Source organism: Bacillaceae bacterium S4-13-56 (genome assembly GCA_040191315.1).
Lineage (GTDB): Bacteria > Bacillota > Bacilli > Bacillales > JAWJLM01 > JAWJLM01.
In genome coordinates this window covers 1-25,849 of record JAWJLM010000067.1, presented here as the reverse complement: position 1 = coordinate 25,849, position 25,849 = coordinate 1, and the positions used below count along the sequence as shown (strand labels likewise).

General features: G+C 35.2%; 20 protein-coding genes and 1 pseudogene. 16 read left to right on the top strand and 5 right to left on the bottom strand.

The features are described from left to right. Positions 1–172 precede the first annotated feature (172 nt). Complete coding sequence (locus tag RZN25_14745; protein ID MEQ6378074.1) at positions 173–412, top strand: DNA alkylation repair protein; 240 nt, start codon at positions 173–175, stop codon at positions 410–412. Between the two features lie 3 nt (positions 413–415). Here the strand turns inward: RZN25_14745 and RZN25_14740 are convergent, their stop codons facing one another. Then, positions 416–1,114 (bottom strand): methyltransferase domain-containing protein, encoded by a 699-nt coding sequence (locus RZN25_14740; protein ID MEQ6378073.1) that lies wholly within the window; start codon positions 1,112–1,114, stop codon positions 416–418. A gap of 202 nt (positions 1,115–1,316) precedes the next feature. On the opposite strand from RZN25_14740, the gene RZN25_14735 reads away from it, so the two are divergent. From RZN25_14735 to RZN25_14725, 3 genes are all read left to right on the top strand, one after another. Continuing rightward, positions 1,317–1,490 (top strand): hypothetical protein, encoded by a 174-nt coding sequence (locus RZN25_14735; protein MEQ6378072.1) that lies wholly within the window; start codon positions 1,317–1,319, stop codon positions 1,488–1,490. A 241-nt stretch (positions 1,491–1,731) separates the two neighbouring features. Continuing rightward, positions 1,732–3,186 carry a YdiU family protein gene (locus RZN25_14730; protein MEQ6378071.1) on the top strand — a complete coding sequence of 485 codons (1,455 nt, stop codon included), beginning with the start codon at positions 1,732–1,734 and terminating at the stop codon, positions 3,184–3,186. Positions 3,187–3,339: 153 nt separating this feature from the next. Beyond that, on the top strand, positions 3,340–3,663 hold the full coding sequence (locus RZN25_14725) for a hypothetical protein (protein MEQ6378070.1): 324 nt from the start codon (positions 3,340–3,342) through the stop codon (positions 3,661–3,663). Positions 3,664–3,708: 45 nt separating this feature from the next. Here the strand turns inward: RZN25_14725 and RZN25_14720 are convergent, their stop codons facing one another. Next, entirely contained in the window at positions 3,709–5,652 is a 1,944-nt protein-coding gene (locus RZN25_14720; GenBank protein MEQ6378069.1) for an AMP-binding protein, read from the bottom strand. 424 nt (positions 5,653–6,076) lie between these two features. Between RZN25_14720 and RZN25_14715 the strand changes: the two genes are divergently transcribed. The 7 genes and pseudogenes from RZN25_14715 to RZN25_14685 all read left to right on the top strand — a co-directional run bounded on the left by RZN25_14715 (position 6,077) and on the right by RZN25_14685 (position 13,552). Beyond that, complete coding sequence (locus RZN25_14715) at positions 6,077–7,726, top strand: CocE/NonD family hydrolase (GenBank protein ID MEQ6378068.1); 1,650 nt, start codon at positions 6,077–6,079, stop codon at positions 7,724–7,726. Positions 7,727–7,883: 157 nt separating this feature from the next. Continuing rightward, on the top strand, positions 7,884–8,603 hold the full coding sequence (locus RZN25_14710; GenBank protein ID MEQ6378067.1) for a YebC/PmpR family DNA-binding transcriptional regulator: 720 nt from the start codon (positions 7,884–7,886) through the stop codon (positions 8,601–8,603). 443 nt (positions 8,604–9,046) lie between these two features. Continuing rightward, positions 9,047–10,363, top strand: coding sequence for an MFS transporter (locus RZN25_14705; protein MEQ6378066.1), 1,317 nt, complete (start codon positions 9,047–9,049; stop codon positions 10,361–10,363). A 96-nt stretch (positions 10,364–10,459) separates the two neighbouring features. Further along, positions 10,460–11,188: pseudogene (locus tag RZN25_14700) on the top strand (polyprenyl synthetase family protein). Between the two features lie 24 nt (positions 11,189–11,212). Continuing rightward, a complete protein-coding gene (locus tag RZN25_14695) occupies positions 11,213–11,695 on the top strand; it encodes a DUF1456 family protein (GenBank protein MEQ6378065.1) in 483 nt (160 codons plus the stop codon). 165 nt (positions 11,696–11,860) lie between these two features. Further along, the gene (locus tag RZN25_14690; protein ID MEQ6378064.1) at positions 11,861–12,820 is read left to right on the top strand and encodes a DMT family transporter; all 960 of its coding nucleotides are present in this window, start codon (positions 11,861–11,863) and stop codon (positions 12,818–12,820) included. Between the two features lie 81 nt (positions 12,821–12,901). Then, on the top strand, positions 12,902–13,552 hold the full coding sequence (locus RZN25_14685) for an SDR family oxidoreductase (GenBank protein MEQ6378063.1): 651 nt from the start codon (positions 12,902–12,904) through the stop codon (positions 13,550–13,552). A 63-nt stretch (positions 13,553–13,615) separates the two neighbouring features. Here RZN25_14685 and RZN25_14680 read toward each other — a convergent pair whose 3' ends face one another. After that, positions 13,616–15,415, bottom strand: a complete 1,800-nt coding sequence (locus tag RZN25_14680; protein ID MEQ6378062.1) for a TIGR04190 family B12-binding domain/radical SAM domain protein — start codon at positions 15,413–15,415, stop codon at positions 13,616–13,618. A 280-nt stretch (positions 15,416–15,695) separates the two neighbouring features. On the opposite strand from RZN25_14680, the gene RZN25_14675 reads away from it, so the two are divergent. From RZN25_14675 to RZN25_14655, 5 genes are all read left to right on the top strand, one after another. Then, a complete protein-coding gene (locus tag RZN25_14675; protein ID MEQ6378061.1) occupies positions 15,696–17,459 on the top strand; it encodes a B12-binding domain-containing radical SAM protein in 1,764 nt (587 codons plus the stop codon). 764 nt (positions 17,460–18,223) lie between these two features. Next, the gene (locus RZN25_14670; protein ID MEQ6378060.1) at positions 18,224–18,892 is read left to right on the top strand and encodes a response regulator transcription factor; all 669 of its coding nucleotides are present in this window, start codon (positions 18,224–18,226) and stop codon (positions 18,890–18,892) included. Between the two features lie 64 nt (positions 18,893–18,956). After that, on the top strand, positions 18,957–20,327 hold the full coding sequence (locus RZN25_14665; protein ID MEQ6378059.1) for a HAMP domain-containing sensor histidine kinase: 1,371 nt from the start codon (positions 18,957–18,959) through the stop codon (positions 20,325–20,327). A gap of 63 nt (positions 20,328–20,390) precedes the next feature. Continuing rightward, positions 20,391–20,621, top strand: coding sequence for an SHOCT domain-containing protein (locus RZN25_14660; protein MEQ6378058.1), 231 nt, complete (start codon positions 20,391–20,393; stop codon positions 20,619–20,621). Between the two features lie 553 nt (positions 20,622–21,174). Next, positions 21,175–22,986 carry a copper-translocating P-type ATPase gene (locus tag RZN25_14655; protein MEQ6378057.1) on the top strand — a complete coding sequence of 604 codons (1,812 nt, stop codon included), beginning with the start codon at positions 21,175–21,177 and terminating at the stop codon, positions 22,984–22,986. Positions 22,987–23,541: 555 nt separating this feature from the next. Here RZN25_14655 and RZN25_14650 read toward each other — a convergent pair. Both RZN25_14650 and RZN25_14645 read right to left on the bottom strand, forming a co-directional pair. After that, complete coding sequence (locus RZN25_14650; protein ID MEQ6378056.1) at positions 23,542–23,913, bottom strand: rRNA methyltransferase; 372 nt, start codon at positions 23,911–23,913, stop codon at positions 23,542–23,544. A 435-nt stretch (positions 23,914–24,348) separates the two neighbouring features. Beyond that, positions 24,349–24,747, bottom strand: a complete 399-nt coding sequence (locus tag RZN25_14645; GenBank protein ID MEQ6378055.1) for a hypothetical protein — start codon at positions 24,745–24,747, stop codon at positions 24,349–24,351. Positions 24,748–25,849 lie beyond the last annotated feature (1,102 nt).

Sequence of the window (25,849 nt, the reverse complement as noted above, 5' to 3'; positions counted from 1 at the left end):
TGGTTTTTCTTCGTGGGGGAATCTCCCCAAAGAATGCTATACTAGTTTTACCTAGATAGCGTATAGTGGAACAAGGGAATTGATCAGAAGGAAAGAAAATGAATAGTATGGAGTTATTGGTAGAGAAGATGGGGCATTAAAATAAAGGACAGCTATTCCTATGGAGAAATATATGAAAGACCAGTTTTCTTTTTTAGGAATTAAAACACCTTTACGTAAGGAGAAGATAGATAAGGAATTATTACAACGATATATCTTAATGAATGCGAAAAGTAAAGAATTTTTTATGCCAAAGGCTATTGGTTGGAGCTTTTGTGAGTATTCAAAAACACACTCCGCATCTGTAAAAAACTTGATTAATGATCACCATTTAGCAAAGTTAACTGTTCGTGAAGGAAGCAAATACATATAGCAGCTATTTTTCAGCTATATATACATATGGCTTAAGGTGATCTTTATATTTTTCTAATAAGATTTGATGTTGATTCATTGTATCAAAATGGTACGCTTGTAAGTCATAAGATGTATTAAATTCTACATCGTCTACCGACGATTCAGTAGGCGCTTCATATGACTTTATATTAAGAAATCCTTTGTTAACTAGGGCATTTTGCCAATCATTTTCTGAACATAAGGTTGGAATTCCATAAAAATCTTGAATTTCTTTTTGTGCAAGGGAGGAAAGCTTTTTCGTTAAAGTCATTTCGACCATAACTAACTTCCCACTAGGTTGTATGACTCTATAATACTCTTTTAAGGACATATCTATAACGGTAAAAGCGGTGACGGACTCCGATAACACGAAATGAAACTGATGATTTTTAAAAGGTAGTTGTTCCGCTTTCCCCATGACTACTTCTGATTTTAAACCTAGTTTTTTAACACGGTTTTCGACCTTTTCCAGCATTTCCTTGTGAGGCTCAACTCCAGTAATAGAACAATCGTAGTTAGATTCTATGAACTCAATCGTTTGCCCGGTACCACACCCAACATCTAAGATGAATGAATCCTTTTTAGGGTTTATTCCTCCTAAAAGCTGTTTTGTTAGTTGAAGTCCACCAGGATGTGCTCCTCCAATTCCAAATTTAGCTAATGTATCTGTATAACTAACCATACAAGCAAATCCTCCTTAATTTGTTTTGACCCTAACATCATATTCAAATAGGATGATTAGGTTAGTACATTTTTCTTGATTCGTTAAGATAAAAAAAGAGTTTTATCTATACGTAGAATGGATAATAAGAAAATGAAAGAACTTGATCAAAAGCTTCTTACTAAATGTTTGGGAAAAAATAAAGATTTATGGATGGGTAATAATGCAAGAGGAAAAAGTAATCTTTGAATACTACAAGAATCGAAAAATAGAAAAGAAACAACATAAAATCAATTCTTGTACGAAAAGTGTTTTATCAGCCTTTCATGGAAACGCCTTTGATCAAGGATATTTTAAAGATGTGCATCTGCCAGTTTCTGATTTTTTCCAGAGTTAGTGTTCCGACAGAAGGATTCTCAAAAAAGCGAGATAACTCTTTATCACTTACTAACTATGAATGCGGGGTTTCACTTTCCTGAATGGGGGAATGGAATGGATTTGCTTCCATGGTCCAAGGGGGAGATGTATTTTCTTTCGTATTTGATCGAGATTTGGAATATGTAAATAATTAAGTAAAAGGATATTGCTTTTTGTGTTGGCAAAAGATAAGGGAAGATAAAGGGAAGGTGGTTAAAACAATGTCAGAAAACGGATGGAATTTTGCGAACACTTACATTAAATTGCCCGAACTTTTTTTTAAGAAACAAAATCCAACTCCTGTAAGCGATCCCAAAGTAGTTATAATTAATAATGCATTGGCAGAATCTTTGGGTTTAAATATAGAGTCCTTACATCAAGAAGATGGAACTGAGATATTGGTAGGCAATAAAATTCCACACGGTTCGCTTCCAATTTCTCAAGCTTATGCGGGCCATCAATTTGGACATTTTACGATGTTGGGAGACGGAAGAGCAGTTCTACTAGGAGAACAAATAACTCCTAAGGGTCAACGATTTGATATACAGTTGAAAGGATCAGGTCCTACTCCTTTTTCTAGAGGGGGCGATGGACGTGCGGCTTTAGGTCCTATGCTTAGAGAATATATCATTAGTGAGGCTATGTATGGTCTTGGAATTCCAACAACACGAAGTTTAGCGGTAGCAATTACAGGTGAACCGATATATAGGGAGGCCGTACAACCGGGAGCGGTATTATCTCGTGTAGCTGCTAGTCATATTCGAGTAGGAACTTTTCAATATGCAAAAAAGTGGGGAACTACTGTAGAAGAATTGCAGGCACTCACGGATTATACAATAGACCGGCACTTTCCTGAATTAAATGATGAGGATAATAGTTATTTATCATTCCTTCGTGCTGTTATTGATCGGCAAGCTTCCTTAATCTCCAAATGGCAGCTGGTAGGCTTTATTCACGGGGTTATGAATACAGATAATATGGCCATAAGTGGGGAGACCATAGACTATGGCCCATGTGCTTTTATGGACACGTATGATCCTGACACCGTTTTTAGTTCTATTGATAGAAATGGTCGTTATGCGTACAAAAATCAGCCTCCAATTGGTGGTTGGAATCTAGTTCGGTTTGCAGAAAGTCTTCTTCCACTTATTCATGAAGATGAGGAGAAAGCTGTTCAATTAGCTCAACAAGAAATGGATCAATACTTGGTCCTTTATCAAAAGTATTGGTTGAGTGGTATGAGAGCTAAAATAGGGCTTTTTAATGAGGAATCTGAAGACGAGAAACTGATACAAGAACTATTAGAGATCATGAAAAATCAAAAAGCAGATTACACCAACACCTTTCAAGGATTGACGATCGAAGATATGAAAGATTCAGGTCTTTCTTTGAATGAATTTAATGTCTGGAAACAAAAATGGGAGGATAGATTAAATAGACAAGATGAAAATAAAACTTCTTCTTTGAATTTAATGAAAAATTATAATCCTGCCGTTATTCCTAGAAATCACAGAGTTGAAGAAGTATTGGAAGCGACTAATGAAGGGGATTTTCAGGAAATGAATAAGCTTCTTGAAGTCCTAGCTAACCCTTATGAGTATAATTTATCCCAGGTAGAATATGCAAAACTTCCTCCTGAAACTGATCGGCCTTACAGAACCTTCTGTGGAACTTAATAAGAAGAATAAGCTTTAAGAACAACTTATCTTAAAGCTTTTTTATTTGTAAAATTGAGAAAAAATGCTGGCATTCAATAAAATACTGTTATATAATTGAAAACAATTAATTAAGTTGTTATATAACATAATTGAAAAGGGGATGCGCGACGGATGAGAAAATCGGAATCAATTGCACGACGGATTATGGGATGGAAATTGAACAGGTGGGACCGCTGGTATGATTATGAAAAAAGAGAGTTTATTCAGACATCTGATTTTCAACCAGAAAATAATTTAGATCATGCCATGTTGATTGTCAAAAGGATGGAGGGGTTTGGTTTTCATTTTCAAACGAACGGAAAAAATGAAGCTAGCTTTAATAATATTAAAGAAATTAGCGACACCTTACCAAAAGCTATAACGAATGCAGCTTATGCAATCATCGAAAGTCATACAATTCCTGATAACAGTCGTATATGGCAAAAATTATGCTAACAAAAACAGCACTGACGTGTACAATCGTCAGTGCTGTTTTTTCAACTATAAAACTTGAAGACCTTTAATTTCTTCTAGAACATGTGCATTTTCAAGAGCAAACATATCACCCGCTTCTAAGTGGAGAAATGCTGTTTTGATGGCCCGACGCATGACTTTAGCATTTCTTGTCTTAGGTAGATCTGATACAAAGAAAAGGTTTTTTAACGCAAATGCTTTTCCTAGCTTTTGTGATGTTAGTTCTATAATCTCCTGTTTTAATTCTTCAGTTGGTTTAAAATCTGGATGTAACACTGAAAATCCTATTGGAACCTCACCCTTAACTTCGTGGGGGACACCAATCACTCCTGCTTCAATAACAGCTTCATGTTCAACGATAACTGATTCAATTTCTGCTGGCCCTAATCGTTTTCCTGAGACATTTAATGTATCATCTGAGCGACCAGTAATTGTATAATAGCCTTTGTTGTCTTTAATGACCCAATCCCCATGAACCCAAGTATTGGGAAACCTACTCCAGTATGTTTCTTCATATCGTTCATTATCTTTATAAAAACCTCTTGTCATACCAACCCAGGGTTGTCGTAACACTAACTCTCCAACATCACCTAAAATTTCTTTTCCCTCCGAATCTACTACTCCAACATCCATCCCAGGGAGTGCAGCGTTAAAGGTAATTGGAGTTATTGGTTTAACTAGTACATTTCCAAAAATCCCTCCAGAAATTTCCGTTCCTCCAGAATAATTAAAAATAGGAATATTACCATTTCCCGCGTATTTATACAACCATTCCCACGGCTCTGGATTCCAAGGTTCTCCCGTAGAACCTATCAATCGTAAAGAGGATAGATCATGCTTTGTGATCCATTGTGATCCAAACCTCATCATCGAACGAACAAGTGTAGGGGAGATCCCTAGGTGGGTCACTCTATGATGATCAACTATCTGCCATAGCCGATCCGGATTAGGAAAGTCAGGGGTACCCTCAAACATGACGATAGTAGCACCGTTAATCAATCCACCATAGACCAGGAATGGTCCCATCATCCAACCCATATCGGTATACCAGAAAAAACAGTCCTCTTGTTTAACATCCATACAAATCCCAGCATCAAAAGCAGCCTTAATAGGAAACCCTGAGTGAGTATGAAACGCACCTTTAGGTTTTCCTGTAGTACCTGAAGTATAAATAATCATGAATGGATCATTACTATCAGTTACTTCTGTTTTGAAATCGCTTACATTTTTCTTGAGATTTTTCCAGTCTACATCTCTAGAAAAGGTATCGTGATTCATTTCTCCAGTTCGATGAACAACTATCACTTTCTCTATAGATGGACAATGATTTACTGCGAGATCTGCTTCCTTCTTCATATCTATTTTTTTGCCTCTTCTGTAAAACCCGTCTGCAGTTATTAAATACCTAGCACCGGATGCCTGGATTCGCTTAGCAACTGCGTCAGCCTTATAACCAGAAAAAGCAGGGGAGAAGATGGCCCCAATTTTCGAGATAGCCAGCATGGCAATCAATGTCTCTGGAATCATTGGAAGATATAGAGTAATAACATCTCCTCGCTGAATTCCAAGATCGTGTAAACCGGCTGCAATTTCACACACCTTTTGGTGAAGATCTTTAAAAGTGTATTTGATGCAAGTTCCATCATCACCTTCCCATATGAGAGCCTGTTTGTTGGCTGTTTCAGGATTTTGGGCCCATTTATCAAGTGCGTTATGGACTACGTTCATTTTTCCATCCGTATACCATTCAGGAAAAGCGATTCCCTGAGATAAATCTAAAACTTTTTCGTATTTTTCATACCACTCAATCCCCAATTTTTCTTCTGCCTCTCCCCAGAAATGACTGATGTTTTCTAAGGAGTATTGATGAAATTCATCGTAATCAGTCATTCGGTGCTCCTTCATCCACTGAAATAGGCGAGTAGATTCCTTAAATTCTGGGGTCGGAACCCATTGTACAGCTCTTTTCATTTAATTCCCCCTTAATCCGTGAAAATTCTGAATGTTTTTCCCACCTATATTATAGTATGAATTTTGCATGTTTGCGACCATGTTAATAGAATTTATGGATTTGTTAGTTACCTATTACTTTGGTAAAAGATGAAGAAGGAAGCTAACAAAAGCTTCCTTTTTGTCATTCATTATTTAGATAAGTCATTCGGTGCATCAAAGATATCACCAGAAGTGGTTGTGCAACACGTTCAGCAAGCTCTGTCACATTTTCACTTCCTTTCTGCACTTTGGTATACGGACCAAATTGGGAAATAGTTTTAAAATTTTTGGAAATTTAATACTATTTTACCAAAACTCTTTTCCTAAGAGGTAACTTTATTTAGGGTTTTAAAGGATTTCTTTCATTACCTTTCGAATTTTATAGAAAAAGGAGGTTTACATAATGGATGAAGTAAGGATTGTACGAAATATGAAAGTTCCTATGCATAATGGGGTTCTGCTATCAGCTGATTTGTATTTCCCAAAAGGGGAGGGGACTTTCCCAGCTATTGTTGTTCGAACCCCCTATCTGAAGAGAACACCCAAATCGCATGAAAATGGTTTATATTTTGCAAAGAATGGTTTCATTGTTATGTATATGGATGTAAGAGGTAGGGGTGATTCAAAAGGGGAATTTGATCCATATTTTCAGGAAGCTGATGATGGATATGACACAATTGAATGGGTTGCATCTCAGGCGTGGTGTTCTGGAAATGTGGGAACGATGGGAGGGTCATACTTAGGTAGAATTCAATGGTTGACCGCCCTTAAAAAGCCTCCACATCTAAAGGCTATAGCAGCAAGTGTCTCCCCTTCAGATCCCTTTGTGGAATGGCCAACCGGTATTCCAACCCCTCATCATATTTGCTGGTTATATATGACGAGTGGGAAAGTGATGCAAAACATAGACATTATCGATTGGGAAAAAATATACAAGCATCTTCCACTTGAAGCTATGGACGAAGAGCTTGGTTTTGAATTAGACAGGTGGCATGAAGAATTTAAACACGCTAAACTGGACGATTGGTGGAAGCGTATAAGTTATCAAGACAAATTTCATGAAATTGATTTACCAGCTTTACATATCTCAGGATGGTATGATGATGAACAAATTGGTACCCCTTTAAATTTTCAAGGTATGGCTACAAATGGAGCAAGTGAATTTGCGAGGAAAAACCAAAAAATGATAATGGGACCTTGGCCACATCAAATAAATCAAAGTACTAAATTAGGTGATTTAGACTTTGGTTCAGACTCATTAATTGATCTTAATCATTATATTCTTAGATGGTTTAATCTTTGGCTAAAAGGAGAAAACGATGGGATTAAAGAGGATCCCCCTGTTAAAATGTTTGTAATGGGAGACAATCAATGGCGCGATGAACATGAATGGCCACTAGCACGTACAGAGTGGATAAAATACTATATCGATAGTAAAGGAAGAGCGAATAGCAGATTTGGAGATGGCTTCCTTTCTCAAGGAAAGCCAAAAGGAAATGATAGTGACCAATATACTTATGATCCTAATGATCCTGTCCCATTTATCACAGAAGCAACCTCTGCACAAATAGGGGGCCCAGATAATTATTCTTCTATCGAACGCCGTGATGACGTGCTTGTATACTCGACAGAAGAATTGGAAAAGGATGTGGAGGTCAGTGGCCCGATCAAAATGGAGCTTTTTGCTTCTACAAGTGCGAAAGATACAGATTTTATGGTGAAACTTATCGATGTGTGGCCTAATGGGTATGCACAAAGGTTAACTGACGGTATGGTTCGTGCGCGTTTTCGTGAGAGCATGGGGAATCCAACTCTTGTCACTCCAGGCGAAACATACAAATACATTATTGACTGTTGGAATACCTCGCATATGTTTAAGAAAGGTCACCGGATTCGTATTGAAATCAGCTCTAGCGCTTTTCCAAAATATGATCGTAATCTGAATACTGGTGAAGAACTTGGAAAAACAACCAACATCAAAATTGCTCACCAAACCATCTACCATAATGAAAAAAATCCAAGCGCCATTATTTTACCTGTAATACCTAGATAGTAGAATACATTATATTCCCGTAACATTATTATGTAAACTAGATTATTATTAAAATAGTCTTTCCTATAAAATCCTTAAAGTGTCGAAAAAAGCTAGACATATGATGTATAATGAATAATGGTGAATTCAAAATAGATTTTTGAAAGAGAGTGGAATTATGGGTCGTAAGTGGAACAATATCAAAGAAAAGAAGGCGGCTAAGGATAAAAACACTAGTCGTATCTATGCCAAATTTGGTAGAGAAATTTATGTAGTAGCAAAACAGGGAGAGCCAGACCCTGAAGCAAACCAAGCATTGAAGTTTGTTCTTGAAAGAGCTAAAACTTATAACGTGCCAAAACATATTATTGATAAAGCGATTGATAAAGCAAAAGGTGGCGGAGATGAAGATTTTGATAAACTCCGTTATGAAGGTTTTGGACCAAATGGATCAATGGTAATTGTTGATGCTTTAACAAATAATGTAAATCGTACGGCATCTGAAGTAAGAGCCGCCTTCAATAAAAATGGCGGTAATATGGGAGTCAGCGGATCAGTTTCCTATATGTTTGATGAAACTGCTGTTATCGGTGTAGAAGGAAAATCGGAAGAAGAGGTTCTTGAACTCTTGATGGAAGCAGATATTGAAGTACGCGATCTTGTAGAAGAAGACGGAACAGTTATTGTTTACGCAGAACCTGATGAATTTCACGCTGTTCAAGAGGCATTCAAACAAGCAGGAGTTTCAGAGTTTACTGTGGCTGAAATCTCTATGATTGCTCAGAATGATGTTACTCTTCCCGAAGATACCCTAGCACGGTTTGAAAAAATGATTGATGCCATTGAAGATATAGAAGATGTTCAACAAGTTTTCCATAATGTAGACTTAGGCGAATAAGAGCGAAGCAGACCCGTCGTTGGGTCTGCTTTTTATTTATTACCTATGCCCACAATTAGGACAGGATTTTAAATCTGATGTATGTAGATAACCGCAGTTTGCACATGTCTTTTTAGAAATCGGATCCTTTTGGTTTTGCTCTAGTTCATAGAGCTTAACTAAAATGTCTTCTTGTCTATTCATTATTGTTGAAAGAGAAAAAAAGATCATAGAAAAGATAACACCTAAGATGATTGGAATAAAGAAAAACCCTCCGAAAAGAAACCCCAGGATGACTCTAATAATGATTAAAATTACCCCACAAAAAATTAATCCCCTAACCATAGTTAACTCCAATCTTATGTTCCATTTTATCACGAAATTCTGTAGATAAGATGCTTATATGAGTAAAAATTATTATTAAGTACAATCTAAATATGAACACAAAATGAGGGGGGAATCCTATGATTAACACCATTAAGACAATGGACAAATCCTTATATATATTGTTTCTTGGGGTTCTCTTAACTCACTTAGGATCTTTTTTAGTTATTCCCATTTTACCTATCATGCTTAGGGAGAGTGTAGGACTAAGTTTAAGTACGATTGGGGGAGTCCTTGCCTCCTATGCTATTGCGTTTCAATTTGGAAGTATATTAGGAGGTTTTCTTGCCGATCGTCTTGGAAGAAGAACTGTTATATCCGGAGGAGCTTTTATTGCTGCTATTGGATTTGTTTCCATTGGATTATTTGACACTTATCTTCCTGTTTTATTTTCTGTGGCCACTGCTGGATTAGGAAATGGTTTAAATGCTCCCTCTACAAAAGCAGCTATAGCATCGATTGCCTCTAAAGAAAATCAAACCACTGCTTTTTCCTTTAGAGGCATTGCAGCTAATATTGGTACTGGAACAGCGGGGCTTATTGTCTTCTTTTTAATTACTGGTTCTCCAAAAATTGTTTATTGGATAGCTGGAATAACTTATTTAGTAATTACAGTTCTTAGCTGGATTTTCGTTCCAAAGGGGTGTGGAGAAGAGGAGTGTAAGCCAGTACCTTTGGGAGCTTACAAAGAGGTTTTTTCAAACAAACCGTTTGTAATCTTTGGTTTGGTAAGTATCCTTATTTGGGTATTATACGCGCAACTTGCGTTAGCTCTTCCTATAAGGGCAACGGATGTGTTGGAAAACCCTGGTCATGTTGCATTAATTTGGACGATTAAAAGTGTTACTGTTATTCTACTTCAAACTATAATAACCAAGCATATAATTAGTAGAGTACACCCCTTATTTGCTCTATTTATTGGCATCTTGTTGATTGGTGGTGGGGTAGGCTTTCTCTATTTTGCCAACTCATTTATAGGCTTAGCTATAAGTGGAACGATTTTTGTCTTAGGAGAAATGCTCCTTTTACCAACGATGGATAGTACGATTTCACAACTTTCAAAAGCAAACCTAATTGGTATCTTCTTTGGATTAGCAAATGTCGTATCAGGACTAGGTGAAGCTACGGGTCATTTCCTAGGAGGAAGATTGCTTGACCTAGGCACGAATAGCTATATTCCATGGATAACATATGCTATTGCTAGCCTCCTAATTGGAGGGATGGTTTTATTGCTAATAAGGTGGAAGCCTATGCAGGATTCACTTATTTCAGCTGCTAAACAAAAGGATAAACCAAAAGAAGCGCCAAGAGTTAATCCAGGTCCACCAAATCACCAATCTCTCCCTTTAAATCGATGGGAAGAGGAGATCTTTTTTAGAAGGAAATCCCCTACATAATATTGTTTTGCGTAATGACTAATAATGAAAAGTCATGACGCCTTTTTTATTTCTCAACAAAAGGAATATCATTTTTAATATCTGTGGTACCATGGGATATATACTTGGATGATGGGAGTCAAGGAGCTTGGTTTAGACAGAAAAGCCATTGTGTCACTTTTAAAATCGTTGGAATATATGCATACCGCTTCTCTTATTTTTGTTGATTTACCTTCTCAAGATAATGCAGGTTTGAGGAGAGGCGGAAAAACATTACATGAGGTATATAGCTTTGCTATTGCTGAATTGACTGGACTATTTTTAACCCAAAAGGCAGTTAAAGAACAAGCTACATTAGATACTTTCGATCCAAAAGTAGTATTAAAGTTAATACAATACTCTGCACAGGTAACTCAGGATATGTGCAAAGGTCAAGCAATGGATCTAGAATCGAAAGGAAAATCGCTAAATATCGAACAATTGAATACCATGCCCCACTATAAAACAGGAGTTGCATTTGAAGCGTCCATTATTCACCCGCTTATCTTGGCTGAACTTGATAAGCCTACAATGGAAGCTTTGAAAAATTTTACTAGACATGCTGGAATTGCTTTTCAGATTTAAGGATGATCTTCTAGAAGTGGAAGGCACCCAATCATCACTTGGAAAGCCATCTGAAATGGATGAAAAAAATATTTCGATTTTGTTACAGTTCCTAGGCAAGAAGAAGCAAGAAAAGTGATGAGGGATCACTATTGTATGGCAATCGAAATTTTGAAGGAAGTACCTTTGAATACCAGCTTTTTAAAGCATTTGTTATTTTATATGATTAATAGGAAACATTAAGGTTGAAGAGGAGGAGGTCATTTTTTGACGAACAACGATATATTGATTCGGTTGAGATATGCATTAGATATTAAAGATTCCGAAATGGTAGAGATTTTTAGGTTGGGGGATGTTGATGTTTCAATTGAGGGCATCAAGGAGATCCTTACAAAGCCTAACGAGGAAGACGATGAATTTCTAGTTAAAGTGAATAACAGAATGCTTGAGTCATTTTTAAATGGATTCATTATTTATAAAAGGGGAAAACAAGAACCTAGGGCAGGTCAACTTGAAAAGCCAGTGTTCTCTGATGAAAGTCATAATAACATTCTTCTAAAAAAGATGAAAATTGCTTTGTCTTTAACGAGTGAAGATATGCTGGAAATTTTATCAAAAGCTGGAGTGAATGTGACAAAGGGTGAAATGAGTGCCTTATTGCGAAAAAAAGGCCATAAGAATTACAAAGAATGTGGAGACCGTTACGCTAGGAATTTCCTAAAAGGTCTGGCCATAAAATATAGAGGATAAAATACAGGAAGAAAAGACGAGTGTCTATGGGGAATAAAATTGATGCTCGTCTTTTTTATATTTTAGGCAAAATGTAAGGAAAAATGTATATAGAATGATAGACTATTAAAGTAATTACTTGTTTATTATTTCACTAGCTACACTAGAATTTAGGAGATGACATCATTGAATAGTTTATTTGAAAATAAATGGTCGGTCATTGGGATTGCGGTGTTCTGCTCAATCTTATGGGGAAGTGCCTTTCCTGTACTTAAAATTAGTTATGAAGAAATGCAGATGGCCCCTGATGATATTATCGCTAAAATTGTTTTTGCAGGGATTCGTTTTTTACTTGCTGGATTATTAGTCCTTGGATTTTTAGTCATTAGAAACCCTGGAAGAATCCTAATTACGCGAAGGCAGTTCTTTGTTCTAATCATATTAGGAGTAGTACAGACTGCCTTGCAATACTTCTTCTTTTATAATGGATTAGCAAAAGTTTCGGGAATTCAAGGAGCGATCTTATCTTCAAGCGGGACTTTCTTTACTGTACTATTTGTTCACTATTACTATAAAAATGATCGATTAAATTGGCAAAAAGTTATAGGCCTTCTTGCAGGTTTTGGAGGCATTGCCATTGCCAATTGGGGACAGGCATTCAATTTCAGTTTTCAATGGGATGGAGAAGGGTATATGATTTTATCCGGAGTGACTAATGCCATTGCAACTATTATTGCAAAAGAGTTAGCAACTGGAATTCATCCCTTTGCAGTGACTGGTTGGCAGTTAAGTCTTGGAGCTAGTATCTTGTTAATTATTGGTGTGCCCCAAATTAGTGCAGGCGCAATAGTATTTACTACTTTAGGTTGGGGACTTTTAATTTATTCTTCGTTTTTATCAGCTATAGCGTTTGGCCTTTGGTATTCTTTATTAAAAAATAATCCTGCGGGTCCATTAAGTATGTATAAATTTATTGTTCCCGTAGCTGGGACTGTTTTATCTTCCATATTTATACCGGGTGAGAATCTAAATGTCTTTATTTTAGCTGCTATTGCGATGGTGGCCATTGGAATTATTGTGGTAAATAAGAAAGAAAATAAGAAAACAGAAGTGGTTTCGGGACAAAAAGCTACTGCAAAACTTTAAAAATTTTGGCACTCATTTATTGGACATAGGAATGTTTTTAGGCTTACGATTAAGAAGGAAACAAAAGAAAGGGTGTTTAGATTGAAAATTCTCGTAGTCGGGGCAAATGGACAAATTGGTAAACATCTCGTTAGATTCATTCAAGAAAGTGGAAATCATGTGGCTAGAGCCATGATCCGCAAGGAAGAGCAAGCTTCTTATTTTGAACAATTAGGGGCTGAAACAGCAGTTTCTGATCTTGAAAAAGATATTGATGACATTGCTACGGCAGCTAAAGGTGTAGATGCTATAGTGTTCACAGCTGGTTCGGGTCCTCATACTGGAAAAGATAAAACGATTATGGTTGATCTTGACGGGGCTGTAAAAACAATTGAGGCTGCTAAAGTTGCTGGTGTTCAAAGATTTTTCATGGTTAGTTCTTTTGATACGACAAGAGAAGCTATTCAAGCAGCACCACCATCTTTTGCACCGTATGTTGCAGCAAAACATTATGCAGATGAATGGTTAAGGGCTACTGATCTAGATTATACAATTGTTCATCCGGGAGCTTTAACAAACGACAAAGGGATAGGGAAAGTTGAAGTTGCATCTAAAGTGGAGCGGGGAGAAGTTCCACGTGAGGATGTTGCGAGTGTTATTTACCATTGTATCGAAAATAATTCTACTATTGGTAAAGAATTTCAAGTTGTAACTGGAACTACTCCTGTTTCAGAAGCCGTCCATTCTATTTAATAGGGATAATGAAATAGGATCTTCCCTAAACGGCAGGGGAGGTCCTATTTTATTTTCAAAACATTAAACATGCTTTTCTCTTAGTTGTAGAAACCACTGAACAGATTGTCTTACATGTTGTTTCATAAGTATAAACTTGTCGCTAATCAGTAGTTCTAAACCAATAACGGTCAAGGAAAGAAAATTAGCATAATTCTTTTTGACTTCCCATTTCAACTCATTTTTCCCACAAATACTATATTCGTTCACTTGCTCCATCTTTTCTTTTAATTTCTTTAATTCTATGGTTCTTTTTAAATCAGGTAAAGACATAATCTCATCGATTAAATCAATATAAACTAGTGACTTTTCTAAGTTTTCTTTAACTTCTTTATGGGTCTTTTTGTCGATAAGTTGGTACTTTAACTTAAAATTATTAAGTTTCCTTGCTGAATCGTACGTAGAACGAACAATTTCATCGCGTGTCATATAATCGGTTTCGAAACTGAGCATATACTTCCAGGAAGGCTGAGTAATTTGTTTACGATGATCCTCTAACGTATGGCAAAATTTCTTATATCCATATTTTTCGGGATTTTCAAATGCTGGACTTGCCGGGTCAAGAAAAGGAGCAAGTGGAGCAATGAAATAAGATAATCTTTTGTCCTCATTACATGACAAATGAATTTCTTCACAAAAATCCACATTTTGAAGAACACTGTCGTAATTTTGCCGAGGAATTCCCGACATGAAGAAAATGTCTACTTTTGAACAGTTGTGCTTAAGAGCGGATTGTAAGGTTTTAATGACTTTTTCGTTTGTACAGTTAAACTTTCCATTGAAGCGGCGAAGTTTTTCGTCATGGGATTCCAATGTTAATTCAATGCTATACTTTGGAACAACTTTTTCGATTTTCTCAAAATAGTCTTCATTTGCATATTGGAACAACTCAAAAACTAATTCATTTTTCACCTTTATACGACTAAGCCGTTCATAGAATTCGTTGACATACTCCTTTCCAGCTTGACGTATATCATGAAGAATAAAGATAGGTGCTCTGGTAAATCTCTGAATAAATTGAATATCCTCCACCAACTTTTTAGGAGACCTTGTTGCGAGCGTTTTTCTTTTGCAATTATCTTTATAGGATTGCTTCGATCCTCCGCAGATGAGGCATGCTTGAGTACATCCCTTTGCTGTCAAAACTGCTGTATTAGGATATTGCAGCCATCCATTATACGGTATGGAATCTCGTAAACTGCGATATTTAAAAACAGATTTAATAGCGTACCGGTACCCAGGGATATCAAACTCATCTAGGGAATCAGGGATATGGCTTAATTGGTTGTATACCTTTTCTCCTGAGGAGTTTTCCCATGTCAAGTTAGGAATACTTCTATAGTTATGTGTGGAGTTTTTAACATTGTTCAGCCATTGAAGCATCAATTTTTCAGTAGAGTCTCCTCTCATAACAAAATCTATTTCTGGATATTCTATCAATTCCTTATGATAATAAGTGGCAGATAATCCTCCAAAAATAATTGGGATTTTCGGATGGAAACGCTTAATTAGTTTAGCAATTTCAATACTCCCATGTGCGTGTGGAAGCCAGTGTAAATCGATGCCAAAAGCTTTCGTTTTTATATTCTTAATAACGTTTTCCACATCGTAACTTTCATCCGTAAGCATTCGATTAGCGATATTAATGATTTTTACACGCATACCATGCTTTTCTAGATATTCAGCTATACTTGTAAAACCAATAGGGTACATCTCAAATACTGGAGAAGAAGGTACCACATCACTAATAGGACCAGCTAGTAATGCATTTTTGCGAAAGTCATAAACACTAGGTGCATGTAATAATACAAGATCAAACTTCATTTCATCACCCCAATAAATTTTCGTTAACAATGAAATGTGAATTTATACACAAAGTTTTGTTGACTTAAATATACCTTTAATTAAAACTAAATTGGTTTATCATTACTAACGATATAGTGAAGTAATTGTCAAATATTAGAGAAAATTTGTGGTAAATACAATTAATACTGTGATAACAGAATTTGGTGAAAAGAATATTTTTGATGGATATTTGTAGAAGATAGAACTAACCATCGAACCATGCTAAAATGAAGTAATGCTATTTGAGAGGAAGTTTAGTTTGAAAGTTATTGTGACAACTTTAAATGCAAAATATATTCATACATCCTTAGCCATCCGATATTTGAAAGCTTATTGTGAACCAGAGATACCAGTCGAGCATGTAGAATATACTATTAAAGATCCGGTAATGAACATTGTAGCCGATCTGTATTCCAAGAAACCGGATGTGATAGGCTTTAGCTGTTATATATGGAATATCGAAGAAACGATTCCTATTATAGAAATGCTTAAAAAAATAAATCCCAATATAAAAGTCATTTTAGGTGGTCCCGAAGTTTCTTATGACGTTCTTCATTGGTTAGATCAACTTCCGTATGTTGATTACATTGTTGCAGGGGAAGGAGAGGCTACTTTTAAAGATTTACTTCAGGCAATAAGAGATGAGAGAGAGGAAGAGCATTTTTCTAAAATTGCTGGAATTGCCTATATGCATAACGGAAAGCCTAATATTAATTTACCTCGTCCCAAATTGGATTTAAAGACCTTACCTACACCGTTTCGGTTTGAGGAAGACTTACCACACCTCTCTAAAAGGGTGACTTATATTGAAACAAGTCGCGGATGTCCTTATTCCTGCGCATTCTGTTTGTCGTCCATTGAAGTGGGAGTGCGGTATTTTGAAATTGAAAAAGTCAAAGATGATATAAGATTTCTGATGAAAAACGGAGCTAAAACAGTTAAGTTTGTTGATCGTACTTTTAACATTAAGAGGGATTACGCTCTTGAAATGTTCCAATTTTTAATTGATGAACACAAACCTGGTGTAGTTTTTCAATTTGAAATTACAGCTGATATCATGCGACCTGAGGTTATTGAATTTTTAAATGAAAATGCTCCTAAAGGTTTATTCCGTTTTGAAATTGGGGTTCAGTCCACCAATGATCTAACCAATCAATTAGTGGAAAGAAGGCAAAACTTTGAAAAGCTAACAAGAACGGTCATGATGGTTAAAGAAGGAGGGAAGATTGTTCAGCATTTGGATTTAATTGCTGGACTTCCGGAAGAAGGATATGATTCGTTCCGTAAAACCTTTAATGATGTTTTTACTTTCCGGATAGAAGAGGTCCAATTAGGCTTCTTAAAAATGCTGCGCGGGACAGGACTAAGGAATCGTGCTGATGAGCATGATTATGTGTTTATGGACAAATCACCTTATGAGATTTTAGGAAATAATGTCTTAAGTTTTGACGAGATCATTCGAATCAAACGAGTGGAAGATGTTTTAGAAAAATACTGGAACGATCATCGAATGGATTATACCGTTGAATTTTTAATAGATCACATATTTGATTCAGCATTTGATTTCTTTCAACTTTTTGGAGACTATTGGGAACAAAAGGGATGGTCAAGAATTGGTCATCAACTGGAGGATCTTTTTAAACGTCTCCTATCTTTTTTAGAAATACAAAAAGTGGACAAGCAAGAAATCATTGAAGGGCTTATGAAATATGATTATTTTAGGCATCAAAAATATAAACCAAGAACAACTTGGTGGGAATTTTCCATGGATAAAACTGAGCAATCAAACTATATGAAAAAGCTTGCTAGAACACCTGAGATCGTTTCAACAGAATTTGCCGAATTAAATCTATCTGAAAAAGATCTTCATAAACATACTATGATAGAGGTTTTAGCGTTTGATCTTGAGCGCTATCTTGAAAAGGGAGAAGCAAAAAAAACTCCTACACTTTTGATCACGTATTATGGACCAAAAACTGAACAGGCTGAAGCATATACAGTTGCTATATCTCGTTTCAATTAAAAAAGAGGTGATTACCTCTTTTTTATTTTGCCAAATACAGTGCTTCAACCCATAGGATGATGTTCAGTTGAGTCTGAATAAACGAATATTACTTTAAACTGATCAATATCCTCTTCAATGTTATATCCTGTATCACCTTCAAACGATGCACTACTTTCATTAGTTGTGCTTAACCATACGAGACCAATAATAGCTACTGCAAAAAAGAAAAAAGATAAGAATATACTTAGTCACTGTATCCCCCTTCTAGAAAAATTTTAAATATAATCATGCAGAAATTGTGAAGAAAATGGCAAACATATTAAGAAGGGTTATTCATTCAATAAAAAAGGATACTTTTTATTAAGCCTCCTTTTCTCAACTAAAAATTATTCATTATATTAGTTGGCATCATTGTATTTTCAAAGTTATTACTTTGGGAAGAGCCTCCAGTACCATGACAATCTCTATACATTTCTTGCAATTCATTGGTTGACATGTCAGGATGCATTTCCTGCATAAATGGAAGCATTTTACTAAAATTTCAAACCTTATTTTCGTTACCTGCTGCAAAAACCATAGTTGAACCACCGACAATAACACCTGCAACAAGCAAAGCACTGATCCATTTTTTCATTTGATTTACCTCCTTCCTTGATACTGATATTATGACCATACTTTATGGAGAAAGGGTGCAGGGATTTGAATATTTTTAAAATTAATTTCTGCATAAAATTTCAATATTTGTTTGCTATAATACCTCTAGTAGAAGGAGGTAAGAAAAAATGACCAAAATACTATTAGTAGATGATGAACAGAGAATGCTTGACCTGTTGGAATTGTATCTAGAACCACAGGGTTATCAATGTGATAAAGCAATATCAGGAAAGATTGCTCTAGATAAGATAGATCAAAATAACTACGATTTAATTTTGCTAGATGTAATGATGCCTGAAATGGATGGTTGGGAGACATGCAAAAGGATTAAAAAACAAACGGATGTTCCTATTATAATGGTTACTGCAAGAGACATGAAAGAGGATGTAATTAAAGGTTTAAATTTAGGAGCAGATGATTATATCACCAAACCTTACGATGAACATGTACTTTTAGCTCGAATAGAAGCATTATTAAGAAGAACGGGAAAAGGATCTGTCGTGGAGCTTAATTCTCTAGTATGGAATAATAGTACACATCAGTTAACGTGTAAAGGTGAAATAATATCCCTAACCCCAAAAGAATTTTCTCTAATTGGTCTCCTGATGAAAAATCCAAATCGTGTTTTTGAAAGAGATGAATTAATCGACCTAGTTTGGGGCTGGGATTCAGATATTGAGGGACGAACGATTGATTCACATGTGCGAAATGTACGAGATAAAATCAGAAGTGCTGGGTTCCCAATTGAAGACCATTTAAAAACCGTATGGGGAATTGGATACAAATGGACAGTTTAAGGAAAGTATCATAATGAGCTGCTATTTTTTAAAGAGGCCCTGCAATGAAGAAAGAGGTTTTTGAATGAAAAAACTTTCATTTAAGCTAGGCATACTATTCGTCATCTTTATTTTACTTATTGAATCTATGCTTTTCTTCTTTTTATATATTTCTATAACTAGTGAGCGAGTGAACAGTGAGACGAATAATCTTTTATCACGTGGGAAAAATCATCGTGATATTTTGGAAGAAAATTTTAATGAAAATACAATAGGTCATGTAGCTTTAATGGAATCTGCTGCTGAAACCATGGTTGTTATTACCGATGATAATTTTTCAGTGATACAAGCTTCTAATGAAATAAATAGGGATATGCAAACATTAATGAATAGGGCAAAAAATATGTCTTTTACACACCATGGGGTTCTCATTGAAACTAGGTGGGATACACAGCCATACCTTGCTACGGCTACTCCCATTGAAATTAACAATTCTACCAAAGGTTATGTATTTATGTTCCTTGGTACGGAATCCATCCGAAAAATGATCACTGATCTAACAATTTTGTTCTTAGTAACTGGAGGCGCCACTGTTCTTTTTTCGATTATAACTATTACTTTTCTATCTAGATTTATTACTCATCCAATTATGCAAATGAAAGTTGCTACAGATAAGTTAAATGAAGGTTTGCATGATGTAAAGTTAGATATTTATCGTGAGGATGAATTAGGTGAGCTTGCACAGTCCATTCAAAAGCTTTCTAATGATCTGGAACACTTAAAAAAAACAAGATCTGAATTTTTGTCTAGTATTTCTCATGAGTTACGTACTCCTTTAACGTATCTAAAAGGATATGCTGATATATTAAAAAGACCAAACCTAAGCGAAGACGACAAGCAAAAGTATATAACCATTATCCAAGAGGAAGCCAATCATTTAACAACTTTGGTTAAGGACTTATTTATATTAGCAAAAGTAGATGACAATGAATTTTCCATCAGAAAAGAACCTATTAATTTGTGCCAATACCTTAAAGAAATAATTGGAAGATTTCAACCAGCTTTCCACGAGAAGGTAATTGAACTGAATTTAGAATGTAATGATAATTTACAAGTTGAAATAGATCCTATTCGGTTTCGACAAGTCATTGATAATCTAATTGATAATGCCTGGAAATATTCATCTTCACATTCTAGTGTCACGGTTTCAGTGGTGGAAGGTCATAAAGTTATAGTCTTGAAAATTACAGACCAAGGGGAAGGGATTCCAGCAAAAGACATTCCGTTTATCTGGGATCGACTTTTTAGGATTGAAAAATCAAGGTCTCGATCCTATGGTGGTAGTGGACTTGGACTTTCTATAGTTAAAGAAATTGTGGAAAAACATGGAGGTACAGTCCATGTAGTAAGTAAAATTGGAAAAGGATCAACTTTTACAATAAAAATACCTAAATAAAAAGTTTCTTCATCTTTTTTGCAAAAATACATGATAAATTAAAAGTGGAAGGAGAAGATGGTTATGATGGGTTGGATGAACGATTGCGCAGGAGGCCAGGGTTTTTTTATGTGGATAGGGATGATATTATTTTGGGGATTGTTATTTTTCGCTGGCTTTTATTTCATGAAAACATACACAGGAAGTTCAAACAGCAGAGTACAGAATAATGCAATGGATATACTAAAAGAACGTTTTGCAAGAGGGGAACTTAGCGAAGAAGAATACGATAGAATGAAGGAAAAGTTAAAGTGATGAAGCTTGGGTTAAGCCTAATCTTTTTTAATATCCATGTTTGTTTATGGAGATGAATTTGAAATTTTTTCATTTTGAATGGATACTAACAAAAGGAAAGCAAAAGTGATGGAATTTAAATAATTCAAAAATCAATTAAATACCCTTTGTTTATGAATTTCCACAAAGGGTACAGGTATAAAGTGATAAAGTAGGAAGGAGTGATATAGTGGAACATGGAAATAAAAAGAATGGAAAAGAACATTCTCGAAATGAAGAGAATCATAGCCATTTACATCATGAACAACACTCTTCTAAACACGTTGAGGAACACAATCATAAAGACCATGATCATCATGAACACGAAAACCAATCATCTAATCATGAGAATCATAATCATCAAGGTCATGGGGAACATAGCCACCATGAAGGACATGAGGGTCACGACCATAGTCATATGATCGATGACTTTAAAAAGCGTTTTTATATTTCTCTTATCGTTACCATACCTATACTAATCCTATCGCCGATGATTCAATCCTTTTTAAATTTTGAAATAAGCTTTCCTGGTATTATGTATGTCTTATTTATTTTGGCAACTTTTATCTTTTTTTATGGAGGAAAGCCATTCTTAACAGGGTCGTTAGATGAATTGAAACAAAAAAGCCCTGGGATGATGACTCTTATTGCGCTTGCAATAGTAGTTGCTTATGTCTACAGCTCATTAACCGTTTTCGGTCTTGCAGGGAATAATTTTTTCTGGGAATTGGCTACATTAATTGATATTATGTTGTTAGGGCATTGGATTGAAATGCGATCTGTGATGGGAGCATCCAATGCCTTAGAAGAACTTGTAAAAATGATGCCATCAGATGCTCATTTGGTTGATAATCAAGGAAATGTGAAAGAAGTGAAAGTTTCTGATCTTCAGGAAAGCGATAAAGTTCTGGTCAAACCAGGAGAAAAAGTTCCTGTTGATGGGAAAATTATGAAAGGGCAGTCCTCTGTTAATGAATCGATGTTAACTGGTGAATCGGTACCTGTGGACAAAGAGGTCGATGATCAAGTCATTGGTGGATCTATTAATGGGGAAGGTTCCTTAACTGTAATTGTTGAAAAAACAGGGGAAGACAGCTACCTCTCTCAAGTAGTAATGATGGTTAAAGAGGCTCAGGAATCCAGATCTAAAACACAGGATTTATCGAATCGAGCAGCTAAATGGCTATTTTATGTTGCGCTTGGAGCAGGGTTATCCACTTTAGTTGTTTGGCTTTTATTAGGATACGATTTTTCATATGCACTTGAAAGAATGGTAACAGTTATGGTTATTGCGTGCCCTCATGCTCTAGGCTTAGCCGCACCATTAGTCGTAGCAAGATCCACTGCGCTAGCGGCAAAACGCGGCTTGTTAATTCGTAATCGTGCTAATTTTGAAGAAGCGAGAAAAATTGAAACAATTGTATTTGATAAAACCGGAACATTGACAGAAGGGAAGTTTGGAGTAACTGAAATTATAACTGAAAAAGGTTTTCAAGAAGAAGAGGTACTACAAGCGGCTGCCTCTCTTGAAGCTCAATCTGAACATCCCATAGCAAGAGGGATTGTCGAAGGTGCCAAAGAAAAAGACATATCTTTTGATGATCCAGAGGACTTTGAATCGATGACAGGAAAGGGTATTAAAGGCATAGTGAATGGAAAAGAAGTTATCATTGTAAGTCCTGGTTATATAAAAGAACAAAATATCTCCTATAAAAAAGATCAATTTGAAGAATTATCTGAGCAGGGGAAAACGGTAGTATTTGTTTTAATCAACAATGAACTTGCCGGTATGATTGCTCTTGCCGATAAGGTGAGAGTAAGTGCTGAAAGAGCCATTACACGATTAAAAGAATTAAACGTAAAGTCCATGATGCTTACTGGAGATAATGAAAAAGTAGCAAAATGGGTAGCTAAACAATTAAAGTTAGATGATGTTATTGCAGAAGTATTGCCCCATGAAAAAGCAGATAAAATAAAAGAAGTAAAAGCTAACGGGCAAAAGACCGCTATGACAGGGGACGGTGTAAACGATGCTCCAGCACTAGCAAATGCTGACTTGGGGATCGCTATTGGAGCAGGAACTGATGTAGCAATGGAAACGGCCGATGTCATTTTGGTGAAAAGTGACCCTGAGGATGTTGTCTCTATTTTAGAACTCTCCAAATCAACTTATCGTAAAATGATTCAAAACCTTTGGTGGGCTGCAGGTTACAATATTGTTACCATACCATTAGCAGCAGGGATTTTATTTCCTATTGGAATCGTTTTAAGTCCTGCCGTTGGAGCCGTTTTAATGTCATTAAGTACGGTAATTGTTGCTATCAATGCTAGGATGTTTAAGGGGTAAAGAAAAATATTTATTTCTTCTAAATAAAAGCAACCTAGTTGGTTATATTTTCAATTAGGTTGCTTTTACTTTTAATTTTTCATGACTCTAAGAAAAGGATCAAAATGACTTCCGTAAATTGATCTTAATAAGCCTTTATATAGCAATGACCAAGGAGGTCCGAAAGAGATAGAGAAATCTTATCAATCAAATTGATACAGAAAAACTAACAAATGTTCATTATGGAGGAAAGATCTATTAGTTCATTTGAAACTTAATATAGATGCATATTGAAATTCGAAATTTAGAAGAAGCAGTATAAATGTGAATAGGAGTTAATTAAATATAGATCTGCACAATAAAATCAAAAGTACTAATTAAATCAGCTAAAATTAGATTAGATCTAATCCAGATAAAAATAAATTCGAAACTTAAGTGACTGTATAAGTAATTTTAAATTCTGTCTCAATATCCCAAGTTTACTTATTTAATGAGATAAATATTAATTTCAACTTCTAACTTCCTATAATATATATTATGGTTACGGCGTTATTTAAAAGTGTAAATAAAATCTCGTCATTCAATTCTAAATTTATGCCCCCTCTTCTTTGCGCTTTCCACATCAATGTATTTCACACTGTATTCAATAACATCATTGAAATTCAATTTATTTTTCTTAGCAAATATCTTAATTTCTTCTAATAATTCTTTATCGTATGTTGTTTTAAATTGTACTCGGTCTTTTGGTCGCGCTTTTTTATCAAAAGTAATTATATCTTGTGCCAAAACTTCTTGTAGTCCAGTTTCTAATAAGTAATTTACATATGTATCATTTTCATTTGCAATGAAGTTTAATTTATCTACAATTGCTTTGCTGATGTTTGTTCTAAAATTCACTCTGGTGCTATCAGTGGTTTGAATTAGTCTTCCTCCAACAATTCTCCACATATGAATCAATCCTCCTTATCACCTGTTTCATATGTTAAACCTAGTATTCTTGCTATATTAGGCATCATCGAGTAATATATCCAGTCAACTTTTTTAAAGAAGTTAGAATAATCACATTATAAGAACAAGCATTCTTGTGCATTCACCCTCCAATTGACTGACATAGGCTAACCGTATCCTTGAATTTTAAACAGTAAATGATTTTTGCATGACTTTTCTATCTCTTTTATTTCAAGAATACGTTGATGCTGGTATTATTGGCTTTAATTACATTAATTGCGGGCTGATCTATTTTATTTTCCTAAAGTTTTTAAAGAACTAGAATGAAATTCTAGTTCTTTTTTTATTATACCAAACATTTATTCTACATTTCTATTGTGCTTTAAATTATGATTTCACGCAAACTTATTGAAGCAGAAGAGAACTTTAAATTTTTTAATCACGAATGACTTTTATCCCCTCTTCTTTTCTTTTGGCACATTCTTTTTCATAATCAAAGGGATTTCTAGCAAATGTATACCTCATAATTCCTTTATTGATGTCTCTATACAAACGATTAATCTTCTTTTTGGTGTACGCAGCTAAATATATTGTTAAGATAGATTGGTTGCAATCTAAATCTCGATTTTTCATAAGCCATTCAGCTACTTTTTCTATATCAATTTCATCAGGCATAATAAAATTTCTCTCTAAATAAGAAGCAGAGCTTATGATTCTGTCGATAGTTTTTGTAGCTGTAGCAACACAACTACCTCCTAACGTGTTGTAATGAAGCACACTTTTGTAATTAGAAGCATAGTCTTTCACTAATTGAACGGCTTTTTCTCTATCCATCTTAAAATAAGCGAGATCCTCTTTGGTTAATTTAGTCGAATAGTTCTTGTTATAGCTCCTTTTTTCTCCTGAATAAAAGTTTTTAAAAATCACTATGCCCTAATAAATACCCTTCTGTTTGACGGAGAGAAAAGGAATTGATTAGATTAATAACAGTAACCACTCTATAATTCAATCATAAGAAAAACCATAATCTTAGTTAATTTTTAAATTTAGATAATTAAGGAAAACAACAAGCAACGGTGCTATTGTGAATAATAAAAATAATCCAGTAAACATATAATTGATGTACTTCTTCTTATTTATACCTTCTCTCAATTCCCAAAAACCTAACATAATAAAATAAAGCCCAAACATAACAGTTGCTATCGGTAGAACAATAACTAGAGATTCCATTATTTCACCTCTTTTATGTAAATATTATAGTAAAACCTTTAATTTATCAAAACAAGGACAATATTAACTGTCTGTCCTTGTTTTGATAAAATTTGATAATTCTTAGTAAGAATTTACATGTCTAAATACATAGTTTTGAGGATCAAATTCCCATATAAAATCATAATAAGTATCGTGGATCCATCCAAAAATATTATAAGCTATATTCCCACGAGCTTGCCCCCTAATTCCAATAGAATATAGGCTTGTCCAATTATTCTTTCTCGGTGTTAATGTAGGAGTTACTGAAGCAAAGGCTGTTTCTGCTGTTTGATAGTTATCAGACGGATCATCACTTAAAACAATCTCTCTTCCATACTCTGTGAATATAGTACCATTATGATCTACATGGTGAGTAATATCAGCAGCACCAAATGACCAATCATAAGATTTCGTTATAGCATAATTAACATTTCCAGCACCAGATGTGGAGAGAGCATTAAATTCCCCAGATAAAGGTGGTGATTCTTCGCTAATAGTGGCTGTATAGGTTACAGAACTTTCATCGTCGAATTTAATCGTTAGGGGTTTATTTGGCTTTAATTCAATATACTTTTGTTTCTTGTCTTTTTTAATCTTATCTAATTTATTGTTTTCTAGAATTGGATTTAAAGCATCAGGTATATTATATTTTCTGATTATCCAACTAGCTCAGTATAGGTCACAG